Origin of the sequence: Thioclava sp. JE_KL1 (assembly GCF_009296265.1) — a bacterium.
GTDB lineage: Bacteria > Pseudomonadota > Alphaproteobacteria > Rhodobacterales > Rhodobacteraceae > Thioclava.
The window spans coordinates 109233-125173 of sequence record NZ_WBJS01000004.1 but is presented as its reverse complement, the minus strand read 5'-3'; the positions used below and the strand labels follow the sequence as shown (position 1 = coordinate 125173).

At 63.4% G+C, this 15941-nt stretch carries 16 protein-coding genes; 9 read left to right on the top strand and 7 right to left on the bottom strand.

Annotated elements, in window-relative coordinates:
• The first annotated feature begins 131 nt into the window (after window positions 1–131).
• The 9 genes from F8R15_RS08435 to tsf all read left to right on the top strand — a co-directional run bounded on the left by F8R15_RS08435 (window position 132) and on the right by tsf (window position 9829).
• Window positions 132–1028: an ABC transporter permease gene (locus F8R15_RS08435; protein ID WP_078520701.1), complete on the top strand. Its 897-nt coding sequence runs from the start codon at window positions 132–134 to the stop codon at window positions 1026–1028.
• A 7-nt stretch (window positions 1029–1035) separates the two neighbouring features.
• Window positions 1036–1845, top strand: coding sequence for an ABC transporter permease (locus tag F8R15_RS08430; RefSeq protein ID WP_078540909.1), 810 nt, complete (start codon window positions 1036–1038; stop codon window positions 1843–1845).
• An 11-nt stretch (window positions 1846–1856) separates the two neighbouring features.
• A complete protein-coding gene (locus F8R15_RS08425; protein ID WP_152844467.1) occupies window positions 1857–2933 on the top strand; it encodes an ABC transporter ATP-binding protein in 1077 nt (358 codons plus the stop codon).
• Between the two features lie 218 nt (window positions 2934–3151).
• Entirely contained in the window at window positions 3152–4528 is a 1377-nt protein-coding gene (trkA, locus tag F8R15_RS08420) for a Trk system potassium transporter TrkA (protein WP_078520699.1), read from the top strand.
• A gap of 12 nt (window positions 4529–4540) precedes the next feature.
• Window positions 4541–6064: a TrkH family potassium uptake protein gene (locus tag F8R15_RS08415; protein WP_078520698.1), complete on the top strand. Its 1524-nt coding sequence runs from the start codon at window positions 4541–4543 to the stop codon at window positions 6062–6064.
• 149 nt (window positions 6065–6213) lie between these two features.
• A complete protein-coding gene (gene hfq / locus F8R15_RS08410) occupies window positions 6214–6447 on the top strand; it encodes an RNA chaperone Hfq (RefSeq protein ID WP_078521029.1) in 234 nt (77 codons plus the stop codon).
• A 33-nt stretch (window positions 6448–6480) separates the two neighbouring features.
• On the top strand, window positions 6481–7767 hold the full coding sequence (gene hflX, locus F8R15_RS08405) for a GTPase HflX (protein ID WP_152844285.1): 1287 nt from the start codon (window positions 6481–6483) through the stop codon (window positions 7765–7767).
• 339 nt (window positions 7768–8106) lie between these two features.
• Window positions 8107–8874, top strand: a complete 768-nt coding sequence (gene rpsB, locus F8R15_RS08400) for a 30S ribosomal protein S2 (RefSeq protein ID WP_078540912.1) — start codon at window positions 8107–8109, stop codon at window positions 8872–8874.
• 73 nt (window positions 8875–8947) lie between these two features.
• On the top strand, window positions 8948–9829 hold the full coding sequence (gene tsf, locus F8R15_RS08395) for a translation elongation factor Ts (RefSeq protein WP_078520695.1): 882 nt from the start codon (window positions 8948–8950) through the stop codon (window positions 9827–9829).
• Between the two features lie 86 nt (window positions 9830–9915).
• Here the strand turns inward: tsf and F8R15_RS08390 are convergent, their stop codons facing one another.
• The 7 genes from F8R15_RS08390 to F8R15_RS08360 form a co-directional block, all read right to left on the bottom strand.
• A complete protein-coding gene (locus F8R15_RS08390) occupies window positions 9916–10683 on the bottom strand; it encodes a LuxR family transcriptional regulator (protein WP_152844284.1) in 768 nt (255 codons plus the stop codon).
• Between the two features lie 149 nt (window positions 10684–10832).
• Window positions 10833–12584 (bottom strand): SulP family inorganic anion transporter, encoded by a 1752-nt coding sequence (locus F8R15_RS08385; protein WP_078550334.1) that lies wholly within the window; start codon window positions 12582–12584, stop codon window positions 10833–10835.
• 24 nt (window positions 12585–12608) lie between these two features.
• On the bottom strand, window positions 12609–13049 hold the full coding sequence (locus F8R15_RS08380) for a TIGR01244 family sulfur transferase (protein ID WP_083076851.1): 441 nt from the start codon (window positions 13047–13049) through the stop codon (window positions 12609–12611).
• Window positions 13050–13117: 68 nt separating this feature from the next.
• Entirely contained in the window at window positions 13118–13981 is an 864-nt protein-coding gene (locus F8R15_RS08375; protein ID WP_368731029.1) for an MBL fold metallo-hydrolase, read from the bottom strand.
• A 48-nt stretch (window positions 13982–14029) separates the two neighbouring features.
• A complete protein-coding gene (locus F8R15_RS08370) occupies window positions 14030–14731 on the bottom strand; it encodes an HAD family hydrolase (protein WP_152844282.1) in 702 nt (233 codons plus the stop codon).
• A complete protein-coding gene (locus F8R15_RS08365; RefSeq protein WP_078520689.1) occupies window positions 14725–15387 on the bottom strand; it encodes a phosphoglycolate phosphatase in 663 nt (220 codons plus the stop codon). The genes F8R15_RS08370 and F8R15_RS08365 overlap by 7 nt, the downstream gene beginning before the upstream one ends.
• Window positions 15384–15938, bottom strand: coding sequence for a thioredoxin family protein (locus F8R15_RS08360; RefSeq protein WP_152844281.1), 555 nt, complete (start codon window positions 15936–15938; stop codon window positions 15384–15386). The genes F8R15_RS08365 and F8R15_RS08360 overlap by 4 nt, the downstream gene beginning before the upstream one ends.
• Between the last annotated feature and the right edge of the window lie 3 nt (window positions 15939–15941).

Here is a 15941-nt window from a genome sequence, read left to right as displayed (position 1 = left end):
TGCTGCACAAATTTACGGCACCTGCCTTGCCCTTACGCGAGTAGGGGCGCTTGCCCTCTTTTCACGCCCGCGCCCTTGTGCTTTCGTGACATCCAACGACGCCCGAGACGGGTGCAAATCGGGAGAGATGGATGGCGGGTAAAGGGGAGAGCTGGCTGCGCAGCGAGTCCGCGCAGGGCTATGCGTTGATCTCGCCGCCCTTCCTCTATGCCGTTCTTTTGCTGGCCGCGCCGCTGGTCACGATCCTTGCCTATTCCTTCTTCCAGGACGGCTATCTGACGGTGGTGCATGAATTCACCCTGCAGAATTACATCGCGACATGGACCGATCCGATCTTTCGCGTGATTCTGGTCCGCTCTCTTTTCGTTGCGGGGCTGGTGACACTGATCACGGTCGCGCTGGCCTTCCCGATTGCCTATTATCTGAGCTTCGGTCTCGCACCGAACCAGAAGGCGCGGTGGATCTTCCTGATCACCATCCCGTTCTGGACCTCCTATCTGATCCGCGTGTTCCTGTGGAAGGTGATCCTTGGCTATAACGGCGTGATCAACTCGGCTCTGGAAAGTATCGGGATCATCGGGCCGAACGGGCTGATCGCGGACCCGCTGCAGATGCTGAACTCCGTGGGGGCGATCGCGCTGACTCTGGCCCATGCCTATGCGCCCTTCGCAATCCTGCCGATCTTCGTGAGCCTCGAGAAGATCGACCGGTCGCTCCTGGAGGCGGGGCAGGATCTGGGCGAGAGCCGCTGGCGCACCTTCCTGCGTGTGACGCTGCCCTTGGCGATGCCGGGCGTGGTGGCTGCGACCCTGATCGTCTTCATTCCGACGGTCGGCGATTACGTCACGCCCGAGCTGATCGGGGGCGGCAAGATGCCGATGGTCGCGAACCTCATTCAGGCGCAGATGCTGCCGCTGGACAACCGGCCCATGGGTTCGGCCATCGCGGTCAGCTCGCTTCTGGTGGTCGCTGCGCTGTCGCTGGTGTTCCTGTGGCTCAACCGCCGCTTCCTGAAGGTTGGAAAGTGAGCCGCGCATGAAAATCCCGTCCCTCAAGATTTACGCGATCGCCTACCTGATCTTCCTCTATGCGCCGATCTTCCTGCTGCCGCTGTTTGCCTTCAATGACGGCACGATCATCGCTTTCCCGCTGAAGGGCTTCACGACCGACTGGTTCGCGAAGATGGCCGAGAACGACACGCTGCGCCACGCACTGTCGAATTCGCTGATCATCGCGCTGACCTCCTCGGCGGGGGCCACGATCCTTGCGATTTTCGCCGCCCGCGCCTCGACGCGCTACCGCTTCAAAGGCAAGGGCGGGATCATGGGGCTGATCCTGCTGCCGATGGTCCTGCCCGATATCCTGATGGGTATGTCGCTGCTTCTGGTGATGCTCGAAGTGTTGAAGGTGAACCTGTCGATCGCGACGGTGATCTTGGGCCATGTCATTATCTCGCTGCCCTATGCGATCGCGGTGCTGCAAACGGCTTTCGCGACGCTGGATCAGTCGCTGGAAGAGGCAGCGGTCGATCTGGGCGAAACCCGCATGTCCACCTTCCGGCTGATCGTTCTGCCGCTGGTGATGCCGGGCATCATCTCGGCCTTCCTGATCTCTTTCACGATCTCGCTCGACGAGTTCATCGTGGCCTTCTTCCTCGCGGGCAACCAGCCCACGCTGCCCACCTATATCTTTTCCCAGCTGCGTTTCCCCTCGGCGATCCCGGTCATCATGGCGCTTGGCACCTGCCTCGTCGCGGCCTCGATCCTGCTTCTGAGCGTGGCCGAATTCTTCCGCCGGCGCGGGGTCAAACGGACTGGCGCCAAGGATACCGGAGGTTTCCTGTGACCGATAAACCGATGATCGCCTTTCAGGACGTTCATAAATATTACGGCGATTATCACGCGCTGCGCGGCATCACCGCCGAGATACGCGCGGGCGAGTTCTTCTCGCTGCTCGGTCCGTCGGGCTGTGGCAAGACCACGCTTCTGCGCACCATCGCGGGGTTCGAGGAGATTTCCTCAGGCGCGGTGCTGATCGACGGCAAGACGATGGTGGGCGTGCCGCCGAACAAGCGGCCCACCAATATGGTGTTCCAGTCCTACGCGATCTTCCCGCATCTGAGCGTGGCCGAGAATGTGGGTTTCGGCCTGCGCCGCGATCCGCGCTCGAAATCGGAGAAGGCCAAGCTGGTCGAGGAAGCGCTCGAGATGGTCGGGCTTTCCGGCTATGGCACTCGTGCGGCCCATGCGCTCTCGGGCGGCCAGCGCCAGCGCGTGGCGTTGGCCCGTGCGCTGATCCTTAAGCCTAAGGTTTTGCTGCTCGATGAGCCGCTTTCCGCGCTCGACCGCAAGATCCGCGAGCAGATGCAGGTCGAGCTGATCAAGCTGCAGCGCGAGGTCGGGATCACCTTCGTTCTGGTGACCCACGATCAGGAAGAGGCGCTGGTCATGTCGGACCGGATCGCGGTGATGTTCGAGGGCGAGATCGCCCAGCTCGCCGATCCGGAAGTGCTTTATGGTCGCCCGAATTCGCGCCGTGTGGCCGATTTCATCGGGGTGATGAATTTTCTGCCCGCCTCGGTGACGGACGGGCCGGGCGATGCGGTGACGGCCGAGGTCGCAGGACTCGGTCGGCTCGAAGTCGCGCCGAGCCAGATTTCGAGCGCGCCCGCTGGCGACGGCGCGGCGGTGGGCTTCCGGCCGGAAACCCTAACGCTCCTTTACGAAGGTCAACAGGCCTCGGACCGCGAAGCGCCCGGCACGATCGACGAGGTCGTCTATTATGGCGACATGACCTATTACGACGTGCGCCTCGACGGCACCGAAAAACCGGTCCGCATTTCGATGCGCAACGTCTTCGGGCGGCCCGTGCTGGAGGTCGGCACCCGCACCCGCGTCGCATGGTCGCCCGGGGCGCTGGTTCTGTTCCGGTGAACCGGGCAGGGGGCGCTGCCCCCGTTGCCGTAGGGCGACAGTCGATCAACAAAGAGGGGGCGCTGCCCCCGCTCCCTGTGGGAGCCCCCCGGGATATTTTCATCAAGGAGAAGGGGCTTAGGTTTCTGGGCACGACGTGCGCCTTGCACGTTTGCCATTTGACCACCCCCGGCAACGCGGCCTAGATAGGGGCCAAGTGAGGCGCGGAGGCATTTGCCATGAAGGTCATCATCTGCGGTGCGGGACAGGTCGGTTGGCAGATCGCGCGCCATCTGGCGGGCGAACGCAACGACGTCACGGTGGTCGATTCCAACCCCGAACTGGTGCGGCGCGCGGCCGATACGCTCGACGTTCAGGGTGTGGTGGGGTTCGCCTCGCATCCGGATATTCTCGAGCAGGCCGGGGCGCGCGACTGCGATCTGATGATCGCCGCGACCCATTCCGACGAGGTCAATATGGTGACCTGTCAGGTCGCGATGTCGGTCTTCGGGATCACGCGCAAGATCGCGCGCATCCGGGCGCAAAGCTATCTGCAGCCGCAGTATTCCGATCTCTACCGCCGCGACCACCTGCCGATCGACGTGATCATCTCGCCCGAGCGCGAGGTGGCCGAGGCCGCGCTGCGCCGTTTGGCGGCGCCCTCGACCTTCGACACGGAGAGCTTCCTCGACGAGCAGCTGCAGCTTCTGGGGATCGAGCTGGACGCCGATTGTCCGGTGCTCGACACGCCGCTGCGGCAGCTGACCGACCTGTTCTCGACGCTGCGCGCGGTCGTGGTGGGCATTCGCCGCGAGGGGCGGCTGTTTGCGCCCGAGCCGGGCGATCAGCTTTTCGCGGGCGACCAGATCTATGTCTTCGCCCATGTCGAGGACGTGAACCGGACGCTCGATATCTTCGGCAAATCCACCCAGAAGCAGGAACGCATCGTCATCATTGGCGGCGGGAATGTGGGTCTCAGCGTGGCCAAGGCGCTCGAAGCGCGGACCGAGCGGGTGCGCGCCAAGATCATCGAACGCTCGCGCGCGCAGGCTGAAAAGGCTGCCGATGCGTTGGACCGGACCATCGTGCTCAATGGCGACGGGATGAGTTCGGAACTGCTGGAGGAGGCGAATATCGCCACCGCCGATGCGGTTCTTGCGATTACCGATGACGACAAGACCAACATCCTCGTCTCGGTGCGCGCCAAGCAGGCGGGCTGCCGCATGGCGATCTGTCTGATCAACGACCCGACGCTGGCGCCTTTGCTGTCGGCGCTCGATATCGACGCCTATATCAACCCGCGCGCGACGACCGTGTCGTCGATCCTGCGCCATATCCGGCATGGCCGGGTGCGCGCGATCTACTCGATCGGGGATGCCGAGGGCGAGGCGATCGAGGCGCAGGTGATGGGCACCTCGCCGATGTCGGGCAAGGCGGTACGCGATGTCGATTTCCCCGAAGGCGTGCTGATCGGTGCGATCCGCAAGGGCGACAAGATCGTCAAACCCACCGGTAATACCCGCATCGAAGAAGGCGATATCGTGGTCCTGTTCGCGCTGACCTCCGATGTGCCCGAAGTGGAGCGCCTGTTGCAGGTCTCCATCGACTTCTTCTAAGGTCAGTCCCGGATGGAACGCATGATCAAGGCCTTGCCGCTGCCGATCCTCCTGATGGGAGTTTCGGCGCTGGCGATGTATGTGCCCGCGATCCATGCGCTTTTGACTCACCATCACCACACGGCGCGGTCCTTCTTCTATTCGGCCACGCTGTTTCTCTTCGCGACCGCGCTGATCGGCCTGGCCAACGGATCGAACCCGCGGCCTGCGCGCGCAGGGCGGGCGAGCCTTCTGATCATGCTTGCCGCCTTCACGGTGCTGCCGCTGATGCTGGCGGTGCCGTTCTATGTCGCGGTGCGCGACACGTCCTTCTTCAACAGCTGGTGGGAGATGGTCTCGGCCTTCACGACCACGGGCGGCACGCTCTACGAGCCCACCCGGCTGGTCGGGTCGGTTCATCTGTGGCGCGGGCTGGTCGCGTGGATGGGCGGCTTCTTCATCCTCGTGATGGCGATCGCGGTACTGGCGCCGATGCGGCTGGGTGGGTTCGAGGTGTTTTTCTCGGGCGGTCCTTCCGGCGCCCCGGCCGCTGCGGCCCCGGCGGCCGATGGCGGGGCGGAGATGTCCGAGCGCATCGCCCATTACGCAGTGTCGCTCGCGCCGATCTATACCGGGCTGACGGTGCTCTTATGGGTCTGCCTGCTGATGGCGGGGGATCGGTCGCTGACGGCGCTGATCCATGCGATGTCGACGCTGTCGACCTCGGGGATCTCGCCGGTGGGCGGGATGGCCAATGCGCGCTCCGGCATGGCGGGCGAGATGGTGATCTTCGTGTTCTTTCTGCCCGCGCTGTCGCGCAGGCTCTGGCCGGGCGGGGGCGAGCTGCGCGCCTCGCCGAAACTGATCGACGATCCCGAGCTGCGTCTGGCTGCGGCGCTGGTGATCCTCGTGCCGCTGTTTCTCTTCATCCGCCACTGGATCGCGGCGCTGGAAGTGCGCACGCCGGGCGATTTCGGCGCGATCTTCAAATCGATCTGGGGGTCGCTGTTCACCTCGCTGTCCTTCCTGACCACGACCGGCTTCGAATCGTCGGCGTGGCATGACGCGCGCGACTGGTCGGGGCTGGGCACTCCAGGCCTGATCCTCGCGGGGCTTGCGATCATCGGCGGCGGGGTCGCGACGACGGCGGGCGGCGTGCGGCTGCTGCGCGTCTATGCACTGCTGCGCCACGGCGAGCGCGAACTCGACAAGTTGATCTACCCGAACTCCATCGCGGGCGGCGGCATGATGGCGCGCAGGTTGCGCCGGGAGGGCGCCTATATCAGCTGGATCGTGTTCATGCTTTTCGCGATTTCGATCGGCGGGGTGATGATGGCGGTCTCGCTGTTCGGCCTGTCTTTCGAACCGGCGACGATTCTGACGATCGCGGCGCTGTCGAATACCGGTCCGCTGGCAGGGATCGCGGCGGATGTGCCGCTGAGCTGGGCCCATCTGAGCGAGCCCATCAAGGCTATATTCGCCTTCGCCATGGTGCTTGGGCGGCTTGAGACGCTGGCCATCATCGCGCTCTTCAACCCCGAGTTCTGGCGCTCCTGAATCCCGGATTTGATACGCAAATTCTGGCTCAGGGCCTAACAAACTGTTTTTTGGGCTGGAATCTCCCGCTCTGCACTGCATACTTGAATCAAATGGGTGTCTTTGACGCAGGCGCCCGGACGCGAGACACGAACAAGGGCAAGAACAATATGGCTGGCGATAGACAGAACCTGCAGGACGCATTCCTCAATCACGTTCGCAAAACGAAGGTTCCGGTCACGATATTCCTGATCAACGGGGTGAAGCTGCAAGGTGTCATCACCTGGTTTGACAATTTCTGCGTGCTTCTGCGCCGCGATGGGCAATCTCAGCTTGTCTACAAGCATGCGATCTCGACGATCATGCCGGGACAGCCTATTTCGCTTTACGAAGGCGACGACTAAGCGTCGCGGCACGCGGCTTTAGCGATACATATCTTGAGCGAAACGACCTCTACCGAGACGCCCGACACGCGGGCCTACGTGATCCATCCCGACATTCCGTCGCGAGAGGGCCAACGCCACTTGCCCCAATTCGCGCTGTCCGAAGCGGTCTCGCTGGCCGCGGCCCTGCCGCATCTGCAGGTCATCGGCGAGGAGATCGTGAAACTGCGCAAGCCCGAGCCGGGCAAGCTGTTCGGCCAGGGCAAGCTCGCCGAGATCAAGGAGCGGCTGGAAGCGAACGAGATCGATCTCGTCTTCATCGACGGGCCGGTGACGCCGGTGCAGCAGCGTAACCTCGAGAAGGAATGGGGGGTGAAGCTCCTCGACCGGACCGGGTTGATCCTCGAAATCTTCGCCGACCGTGCGCGCACCCGTGAAGGTGTGTTGCAGGTGGAGCTGGCCGCGCTGAGCTATCAGCGCACGCGGCTGGTGCGTGCCTGGACCCACCTCGAGCGTCAGCGGGGCGGGCTCGGCTTCGTCGGCGGCCCCGGCGAGACCCAGATCGAGGCCGACCGCCGCGCCATTGACGAGCAGATCGTGCGCCTGCGCCGTCAGCTTGCGAAGGTCGTGAAGACCCGTGAGCTGCACCGGGCCGCGCGCCGTAAGGTGCCGTTCCCGATCGTGGCGCTGGTGGGCTACACCAATGCCGGGAAATCCACGCTGTTCAACCGCGTGACCGGGGCGGAAGTTCTGGCGAAGGATATGCTCTTCGCTACGCTCGACCCGACGATGCGCGGGCTGGAACTGCCCACGGGCCGCAAGGTGATCCTGTCCGACACGGTGGGCTTCATCTCGGACCTGCCGACCCAGCTTGTGGCGGCCTTCCGCGCGACGCTGGAAGAGGTTCTCGAAGCCGATCTGATCCTGCATGTGCGTGATATCTCGCATCCCGAGACCGAGGAGCAGGCGGAGGATGTGAACGACATTCTCGCCAAGCTGGGCGTCGCCAAGGAAGTGCCGCTGATCGAGGTCTGGAACAAGATGGATGCCGTCCCGCCCGATCAGCGCCGCGCGCTGATGGTGCAGGAGGCCCGCGAGCCCGATCTGCAGGCGATCTCTGCGCTGACCGGGGACGGGCTCGACGCGCTTCTGACGGCGATCGACGAGAAGCTATCCGAAGAACGCTACCAAGAGGAAATCACGCTGCGTTTCGCGGATGGGCGCAAGCGCGCCTGGCTGCACGAGCAGAACGTGATCCGCGGCGAGACCCAGACCGAAGAGGGCTGGACCTTCGAGGTCGAATGGACCGGCAGCCAGCGCAACCGGTTCCGGGCGCTGTAGGCTCGGTCGACCGGGGCAGGGGCGCTGCCCCTCTTCGCTGACTTCGCCGGCCCACTGCTTACGCTTCGGGCGTTCGGCGGGCGTCCTTCCACAGGAAGGCCGCTAAACCCGCCTCACCCCCGGGATATTTTCGCCAAGCCGAAGCGGGCGCGCCCGCCATGGTTTTTCCCGGGGACGCCCATTACCGGTAGGGGTTGCCAAGCCTGCGCGATGGGTCTATATCGCGCGCACTTCACAGGCGGAGGCGGGCCAATGAGGGAGACATCCTCAAAGGTCCACCGGTTGGGGCATCAGCCCTGAGACCCTCCGCTCAGGCGCAAACCGGAAAAGGAATTGGACATGGCGCTTCCTGAATTCTCCCTGCGTCAGCTCTTGGAAGCTGGCGTTCACTTTGGCCACCAGACGCAGCGTTGGAACCCCCGTATGGGTCAGTACATCTATGGCGAGCGTAACGGCATCCACATCATCGATCTGACCCAGACCGTTCCGATGCTCGACCAGGCTCTGCAGGTCATCCGCGACACCGTTGCGAAAAACGGCCGCGTTCTCTTCGTCGGCACCAAGCGTCAGGCTGCTCGCCCGATCGCTGAAGCCGCTGAGAAATGCGCACAGTATTACATGAACCACCGCTGGCTCGGCGGCACGCTGACCAACTGGAAGACCGTCTCCCAGTCGATCAAACGTCTCAACGAGATCGACGAGAAGCTCGCGGAAGGCGCTGAAGGCCTGACCAAGAAAGAGCGTCTCGGCATGGAGCGTGACCAGGCCAAGCTGCAGGCGTCGCTCGGCGGGATCCGCGAAATGGGCGGTCTGCCGGACCTCCTGTTCGTGATCGACGTGAACAAGGAAGACCTCGCCATCGCCGAAGCCAAGAAGCTTGGTATCCCGGTCGTGGCCGTGGTCGACACCAACTGCCCGCCGAACGGCGTGGATTACGTGATCCCGGGCAACGATGACGCGGCGCGCGCCATCGCTCTCTATTGCGACCTCGCTTCGCGCGCGGCTCTCGACGGCATGTCCGCCCAGATGGGCGCCGCAGGCGTGGACGTCGGTGCCCTGACCGAGACCCCGGTCGAAGAGGCGCTGACCGAGGCTGAGGCTCAGTAAGCCACGACCGTCACCCAGATGACATGAGGGCGGGGTATCCCGCCCTCGCAGAGTTCTTGAAGGAGATCCGACCATGGCGATTACCGCCGCTCAGGTGAAGGAACTGCGCGAAGCAACCGGCGCAGGCATGATGGACGCGAAAAAAGCGCTGACCGAGACCGATGGCGACATGGACGCCGCCGTTGACTGGCTGCGCACCAAGGGCCTCGCGAAAGCCGCGAAGAAATCCGGCCGCGTCGCGGCTGAAGGTCTCGTCGCCGTCGCCGTGAACAACGGCAAGGGCGTTGCGATCGAGATGAACTCGGAAACCGACTTCGTCGCGAAGAACGCCGATTTCCAGAAGCTCGTCTCGGACATCGCGGAAGTCGCGCTGGAAACCGGTGAAGATGTCGAGGTCGTCAAGGCCGCCCATCTCAACGGCAAGAAGGTCGAAGACGTGATCACCGACGCCATCGCGCGTATCGGCGAGAACATGAACCTGCGCCGCATGCACATCCTCGAAGGCGACACGCTGGTGCATTACGTGCACAACGCTGCCGCCGACGGCATGGGCAAGATCGGTGTGCTCGTCGCGCTGAACGGCGCCGACAACGGCATCGGCAAGCAGATCGCGATGCACATCGCTGCGACCAACCCGGCCGCGCTGTCGGAAGCCGATCTCGACCCCGCGGTCCTCGAGAAAGAAAAGCAGGTTCAGATCGACATCGCACGTGAATCGGGCAAGCCCGAGCAGGTGATCGAGAAGATGATCGAAGGCCGCATGAAGAAATTCACCGCAGAAGTCACGCTGCTGAACCAGCAATTCGTCGTCAACCCCGACCTTACCGTTGGTCAGGCTGCGAAAGAAGCTGGCGTCGAAATCACCGGCTTCGTCCGGATGGAAGTCGGTGAAGGCATCGAGAAAAAAGAAGAAGATTTCGCTGCCGAAGTGGCGAAGACCGCAGCTGGCAACTAAGCCCGCGCCTCTTCTTTGAAATCGGAAAACGCCGCCCTGATCGGGGCGGCGTTTTTCGTATTATAGCAGAGTGTTGCGCGGCGATCCTAACGCGCGGCTGCCGCATGCGAGGCATTGAGGAAGATCTGCTTTTGCACAGACGCTTTCATCACCGCCTGCGCGGTGGTGTCGACATCGAGCGCTTCGCGCGCCAGCCTCAGGTGTTTCTCCACCGTGGATGGCGTCAGCCCCATGATGATCGCGATATCGGCGGTCGTCTTGCCCTCGGCCACCCATTCGAGCACTTCACGTTGCCGATCCGTCAGCGGGCGGCGTCCGGTGGAATAGGGCATGGTGGAGATGCGCAGATGCACGAGGCTGTTCATCACCATCAACTCGCGCTCGTTGTCGCGCCAGATCCGGTCGATCTCGTCCTGGCTCAACCCCGGCCGACCGACGAGGCCGATCGCACCACGCGCATAGGAGAGCGGATCGGAAAAGCCGATCGAGTAGCCCGTACGGATTCCGAAGCGGTGGTTGATTTCGATGACTTCGATCTCGCCCGGAGTGAGCTCGCCCCGCATCGCACGGTCTGCCACCACGCGCCATGAACAGGGGCCGTCGTTCTGCGCCGCCCACTGAACCATCGGGGCGTTGCGGTATTTTCCCTCCCCGACAAAAATATCGAGATATTCCTTCGGGTGGTTCGATAGGATCAACAAATCGTCTTCGTGGCCGAAATTGTTGCCCTTTCGGAAACTTGTGAAGCCATAGATCAAACGATGGAACCCGTAGCGTTCCATTTCTTGGCAGTGACGTGACCAGATCTCCTGCACCGATTTCGCGCGTAAGACTGCCTCGCAAAAGGATAACATCGCGTTTCACCTCACAATTAGGTAGGTCGCGTAGCTCGTTACTACTATTCCAGCGCGCGAATTCTCCGCTCCGGAAGATATATCCGAATGTCCTATTTTCTGGGCGTTATGGCAACCCGCATGGGCGCCGATCTAGGTGGTGAAACGCTTTAGCGATGGGTCTCGATGCGGCTCTCGTGCGCGCAACCTTGGGTGGTCTCGGGGGCAAGGGTCGCCAGCGCGTCATAATGGGTGAGGTAGATCTGCCCGGTCAGATGCGTGATCAGGTCCGAGCGCGTGAGCCGGTCCATCACCGGACCCTTCACTTCGGACAGGTGCAGCCGCACGCCCGCATCGTTGAGCTGGTCGTTCACCTCTTCCAACGCCTCGAGCGCGGACATGTCGATATGGTTGATCGCGGGGCAGTTCAGCACGACATGCTTGATCGACTCGTCACTGGCGATGCGGTCGTAGATCATCTCCTCGACGAAGCGGGCATTCGGGAACCACAGGCTCTCGTCGATGCGCAGGCTGAGGATGCCCGGCGCGCAGCTCACGCGGTGGCGTTGGACATTGCGGAAATGCTCGGTGCCGGGGACCTGACCCAGCTCTGCCACATGCGGGCGCGAGCTGGCCCACAGCCGCAGCGCGATCGAGAGGATGACGCCGAAGGCGATGCCGTCCTCGACGCCCCAGATCAGCGTGACCAGCACGGTCAGCGCCATGCCGATGCCTTCGCGCGGTGCGTATTTGAAGGTGCGCTTGAGAGCTTTGGTATCGACCAGCGTCAGCACCGACACGAAGATCGTAGCCGCGAGCGTCGCTTGCGGCAGGTAATAGAGGGCCGGGGTCAGGGTGAAGGTCGCGAGCGCCACGCCGATCGCGGTGAAGGCCCCGGCGGCGGGTGTTGTGGCCCCGGCTTCGAAGCTGACGACGGAGCGCGCGAACCCGCCCGTGATCGGGAAGGACCCCGAGATCGCGGAGCCGATGGAGGCGCCGCCAAGGGCGATGAATTCCTGATCCGGATCGATGCGTTGGCGCTTCTTCGCGGCCAGTGTCTGGGCGACGGAGATCGTCTCGACATAGCCGATGATCGCGATCAACAGCGCCGGGACGAAGAGCTCCTTCCAGAGCGCGAGATCGGCGGGCGGAAGGCTCGGCGTCGGGAAGCCGAGCGGCACGGTGCCGACGACGCGAACGCCGCGCCCCTCCAGCCCGAAGAGCCAGGTGATCAGGATGGTCGCGGCCACGGCATAGACGGGGGCCGCGCGGGTCAGGATCGCCGCCAGCCGCTCGGACAGCCCCGCTTTCAGCAGGCGCGGTTTCAACCCACGCCGCGCCCAGAACAGGAAGACCAGCGACAGGATCGAGATGACGACCGTGTAGCCGTTGGTCTGGCCGAGATGCGCCCAGAGCCCGCCGAGAATGTCGAAAATGCCGCCGCTTTCGCCCTGAATGCCGAAGAAATGCTTCATCTGACCCGCAGCGATCAGGATGCCCACGGCGGAGGTGAAGCCCGACAGAACCGGGTGGCTGAGGAAGGCCGTGATGAAGCCCATCCGCAGGAAGCCCATGATCACCAGCATCACGCCCGACAGGAAGGCCAGCGCCACGGCGGCGGCGATATATTCAGGCGTGCCCTGTGCCGCAACCTTGCCCACCGCGGCCGCCGTCATCAACGAGATCACTGCGACCGGCCCCACGGCGAGAGGCCGCGAGGTGCCGAAGACGGCGTAGATCAGCAGCGGCAGCACCGAGGCGTAGAGCCCGTATTCCGGCGGCATGCCAGCCAGCAGCGAATAGGCCAGCGATTGCGGGATCAGCATGATCGTCACAATCACAGCCGCAATCAGGTCGGCCTCGAAGGTCGGGCGATCGTAGTCGCGCCCCCAGCTGAGGATCGGCAGGTAGCGTTTGAGCATCTCGGTCTTCGGATTAGGCGCGGATCAGGCCTGATCGCGGCGGCTGGCGTAATACTGCATCACCGGCACCAGCGAGGAATGGTCATAGCCCGCTTCGGCCGCCGTGGCGACGATCTTGTCGATCTCCATTTCGCCCGCTTGGCTGACCCCCCACAGATGCGACGAGCGGGTGCCCGAGCGGCAATAGCCCAAGGCGGGCTTTTCCGCGGCATCCATGATCGTCGCGAAATCGTCGACCAGTTCCAGGCTCAGTTCGCCGGGATAATAGGGAAGGTAATAGGGGGTGAGGCCATGCGACTGGCACAGCGCCGCGATTGCGTCCGAGCGCTGATCCGCGTCCTCGATCTCTTCGTCGGGGCGATTGATAATCAGCGTGCGAAAGCCCATTTCGGCGAGCTTCGGCACGTCCTCGGGTTCGATCTGCGGGGCGACGGAAAACTCGTCGGTAAGTTTGCGCAGTTCCATAATCTGTCCTGTTATCCTGCCTTTAGATGGAGACGGGCGGGATCATGCCCGCCCGCTCGCTTATGGTCTCAGAGCCCGTTCACCGGAACCTTGAGATAGGTCTTGCCCTCGTCATCGGCGGGCGGCATCTGGCCCGCGCGCATGTTGACCTGCAGCGAGGGAATGATGAGTTTCGGCATCGCCAGCGTCGCGTCGCGCTCGGTCCGCATCTTGACGAATTCGGCCTCGGACTTGCCGCCGCCGATATGGATATTGCGCGCCTTTTCCTCGGCGACGCTGGTTTCCCACGCGTATTCGTCGCGGCCCGGTGCCTTGTAATCGTGGCCCACGAAGATGCGGGTCTCGTCGGGCAGGGTGAGGATCTTCTGGATCGAGGAATAGAGCGTTTCCGCCGAGCCCCCGGGGAAGTCGCAGCGCGCGGTGCCGAAATCGGGCATGAAGAGCGTATCGCCCACGAAGGCCGCATCGCCGATCACGTAGGTGAGGCAAGCGGGCGTGTGGCCCGGCGTATGCAGAACGCGGCCCTCGAGCGCGCCCACGGAGAACGTGTCGCCTTCCTTGAAGAGCTTGTCGAACTGCGAGCCGTCGCGCTGGAATTCGGTGCCCTCGTTGAAGATCTTGCCGAACGTGTCCTGCACGACCTGAATGCGGTCGCCGATACCGATCTTGCCGCCGACGCGCTCCTGGATATAGGGCGCGGCGGAGAGGTGGTCGGCATGGACGTGGCTCTCGAGGATCCATTCCACCTCAAGACCGTGCTCTTGCACATAGGCGATGACCTCGTCGGCGGATTTGGTATCCGTGCGGCCCGAGGAATAGTCGAAATCGAGCACGCTATCGACGACGGCGCAGGATTTGCTGCCCGGATCTTTCACGACGTAAGAGACGGTGAAAGTCGCGGTGTCGAAAAACGCTTTGACGTCTGGTTTGATCATGGCGGCCTCCGTTAACCTGCCCAGCAGATAGTGCCGGGGATAATCTTATGAAATTGCGGCACTCTGTCCCAGTCCTCTCGTGATCTCGGGCGGTAAGGCATGCGAGAGGTCGGGAAGAACCCACTCCGCGCTCGAGAAATCGCCCCCGTCGGTATAGGCCGAAGGGGTTATCAGTACGCGCAGCCCGGCTCCTTGCGCCGATTGTAGACCCATTTCGCTATCCTCGAAAGCGATGCAGGCCTCGGGCGACAGATGCAACCGGTTCAGCGCCAGCTCGAACACGTCCGGCGCGGGCTTCTTTGTCTCCACCTCGTCGCCCGCTGCGATCGCGTCGAACAGGTGATCGGGATCGGCGCCCAGCGTCGCGCGGATCAGCGCATCGACATTGGGCCGGTTCGTGGTCGTGGCGATGGCGAGCTTCAATCCCGCGTCGCGCGCATTGGCGATCAGCCGCGCCACGCCGGGGCGCAGCGGCACCTCGCCGTCGGTGATGATCTCGACATAACGCCGGGTCTTGATCTTGTGCAGATCGGCGATTTCGTCGTCAGAGGGGCCGAAGCCCATGACCTCGCGGTGGCGCGCCATGCGCTCCTTGCCGCCGGTGGTCTTCAGCAGTTCGCGGTAGGTTTCCTGCGACCAGTTCCAGTCGACGCCGCGTGCCGCGAAAGTCTCGTTGAAGGCGCGGCGATGCGCTTCTTCGGTCTCGGCCAGCGTGCCGTCGACGTCGAAGATCAGGCCGCTTACCATTTCCAGCCCTCCACCAGACCGGGCAGCATCGCCCAATCCGAGAAGGCCACGTCATGGGGCACTTCGGTCAGCGGCGTCTTGCGATAGCCCTCGGAATAGATCGCGAAGGGCGCCTGCGCGTTCACTGCCGTCTCCGCATCGACCTCCGAGTCGCCGACATAGATCATCGCGCCGCCGCCGAGCGCCTGATGGCAATGGTGCAGCATCTGCGGCTCGGGCTTGCGGGTGGGCATGGAATCCCCGCCAAGCGTCAGCTCGAAATACTCCCAGAGACCGACATGGCGCAAAGCGGCCTCGGCGGGCGCGAAGGGCTTGTTGGTGCACACAGCCATCCGGCAGCCCATCTCCTTGAGCGTGTCGAGCGCGGCGATCACGTTCGGATAGGGCACGTTGCCCTCGACGTCCGTCTCGTAGCGCGCGATCAGCGCGTGCTCCACGCGGGCGAAAAGCGGCCCGTCCGGGTCTTCGCCCGAGGTGATGAGGAGCTGGCGCACGAGGTTGGGCACGCCCTTGCCGACGAAGCTGCGGATCATTGGCAGCGAGAGCGGCTCGAAGCCCATCTCGGTCAGCACGGCATTCGAGACGGCATGGATCGCGGGCACGGAATCGATCAGCGTCCCGTCGAGATCGAAGATGACGGAAGGGGCGTCGCTCATGCGGCTTTCCACTTGATCGAACAGCCCATCGACGGGATCTGGTCGCGCGGGCCTTCGCCGGTTTCCGCGACCATCATCATGCCCTCGTAAAGTTCGCGCTTGGCATCTGCCGAAGCCGCCTGCTTGGTCGAGGCATCGAGACGCCCGCGATATTGCAGCCCGTCCTCGGCGTTGAAGCCGAAGAAATCGGGTGTGCAGGCGGCGCCGTAAGCCTTCGCGACCGCCTGGCTTTCGTCATAGAGATAGGGGAAGGGGAAGCCCTTCTCCTCGGCCAGTTTGGCCATGTTCTCGAAGCTGTCCTCGGGGTAGTCGTCGACATCATTAGCCGAGATCGCCACGACCCCGATCCCCGCCTTCTGCAACTCCGCCGCATCGCGCAGGATGCGGTCGAGGATCGACTGGACATAGGGGCAATGGTTGCAGATGAACATCACCAGCGTGCCCTTGGGGCCACGGATGTCTTCAAAGCTGTATTGCTTGCCATCGGTGCCGGGCAGGGTGAAGCCCGGAGCCTTCCAGCCGAAATCGCAGACGGGGGGTGTGACGGCCATGAG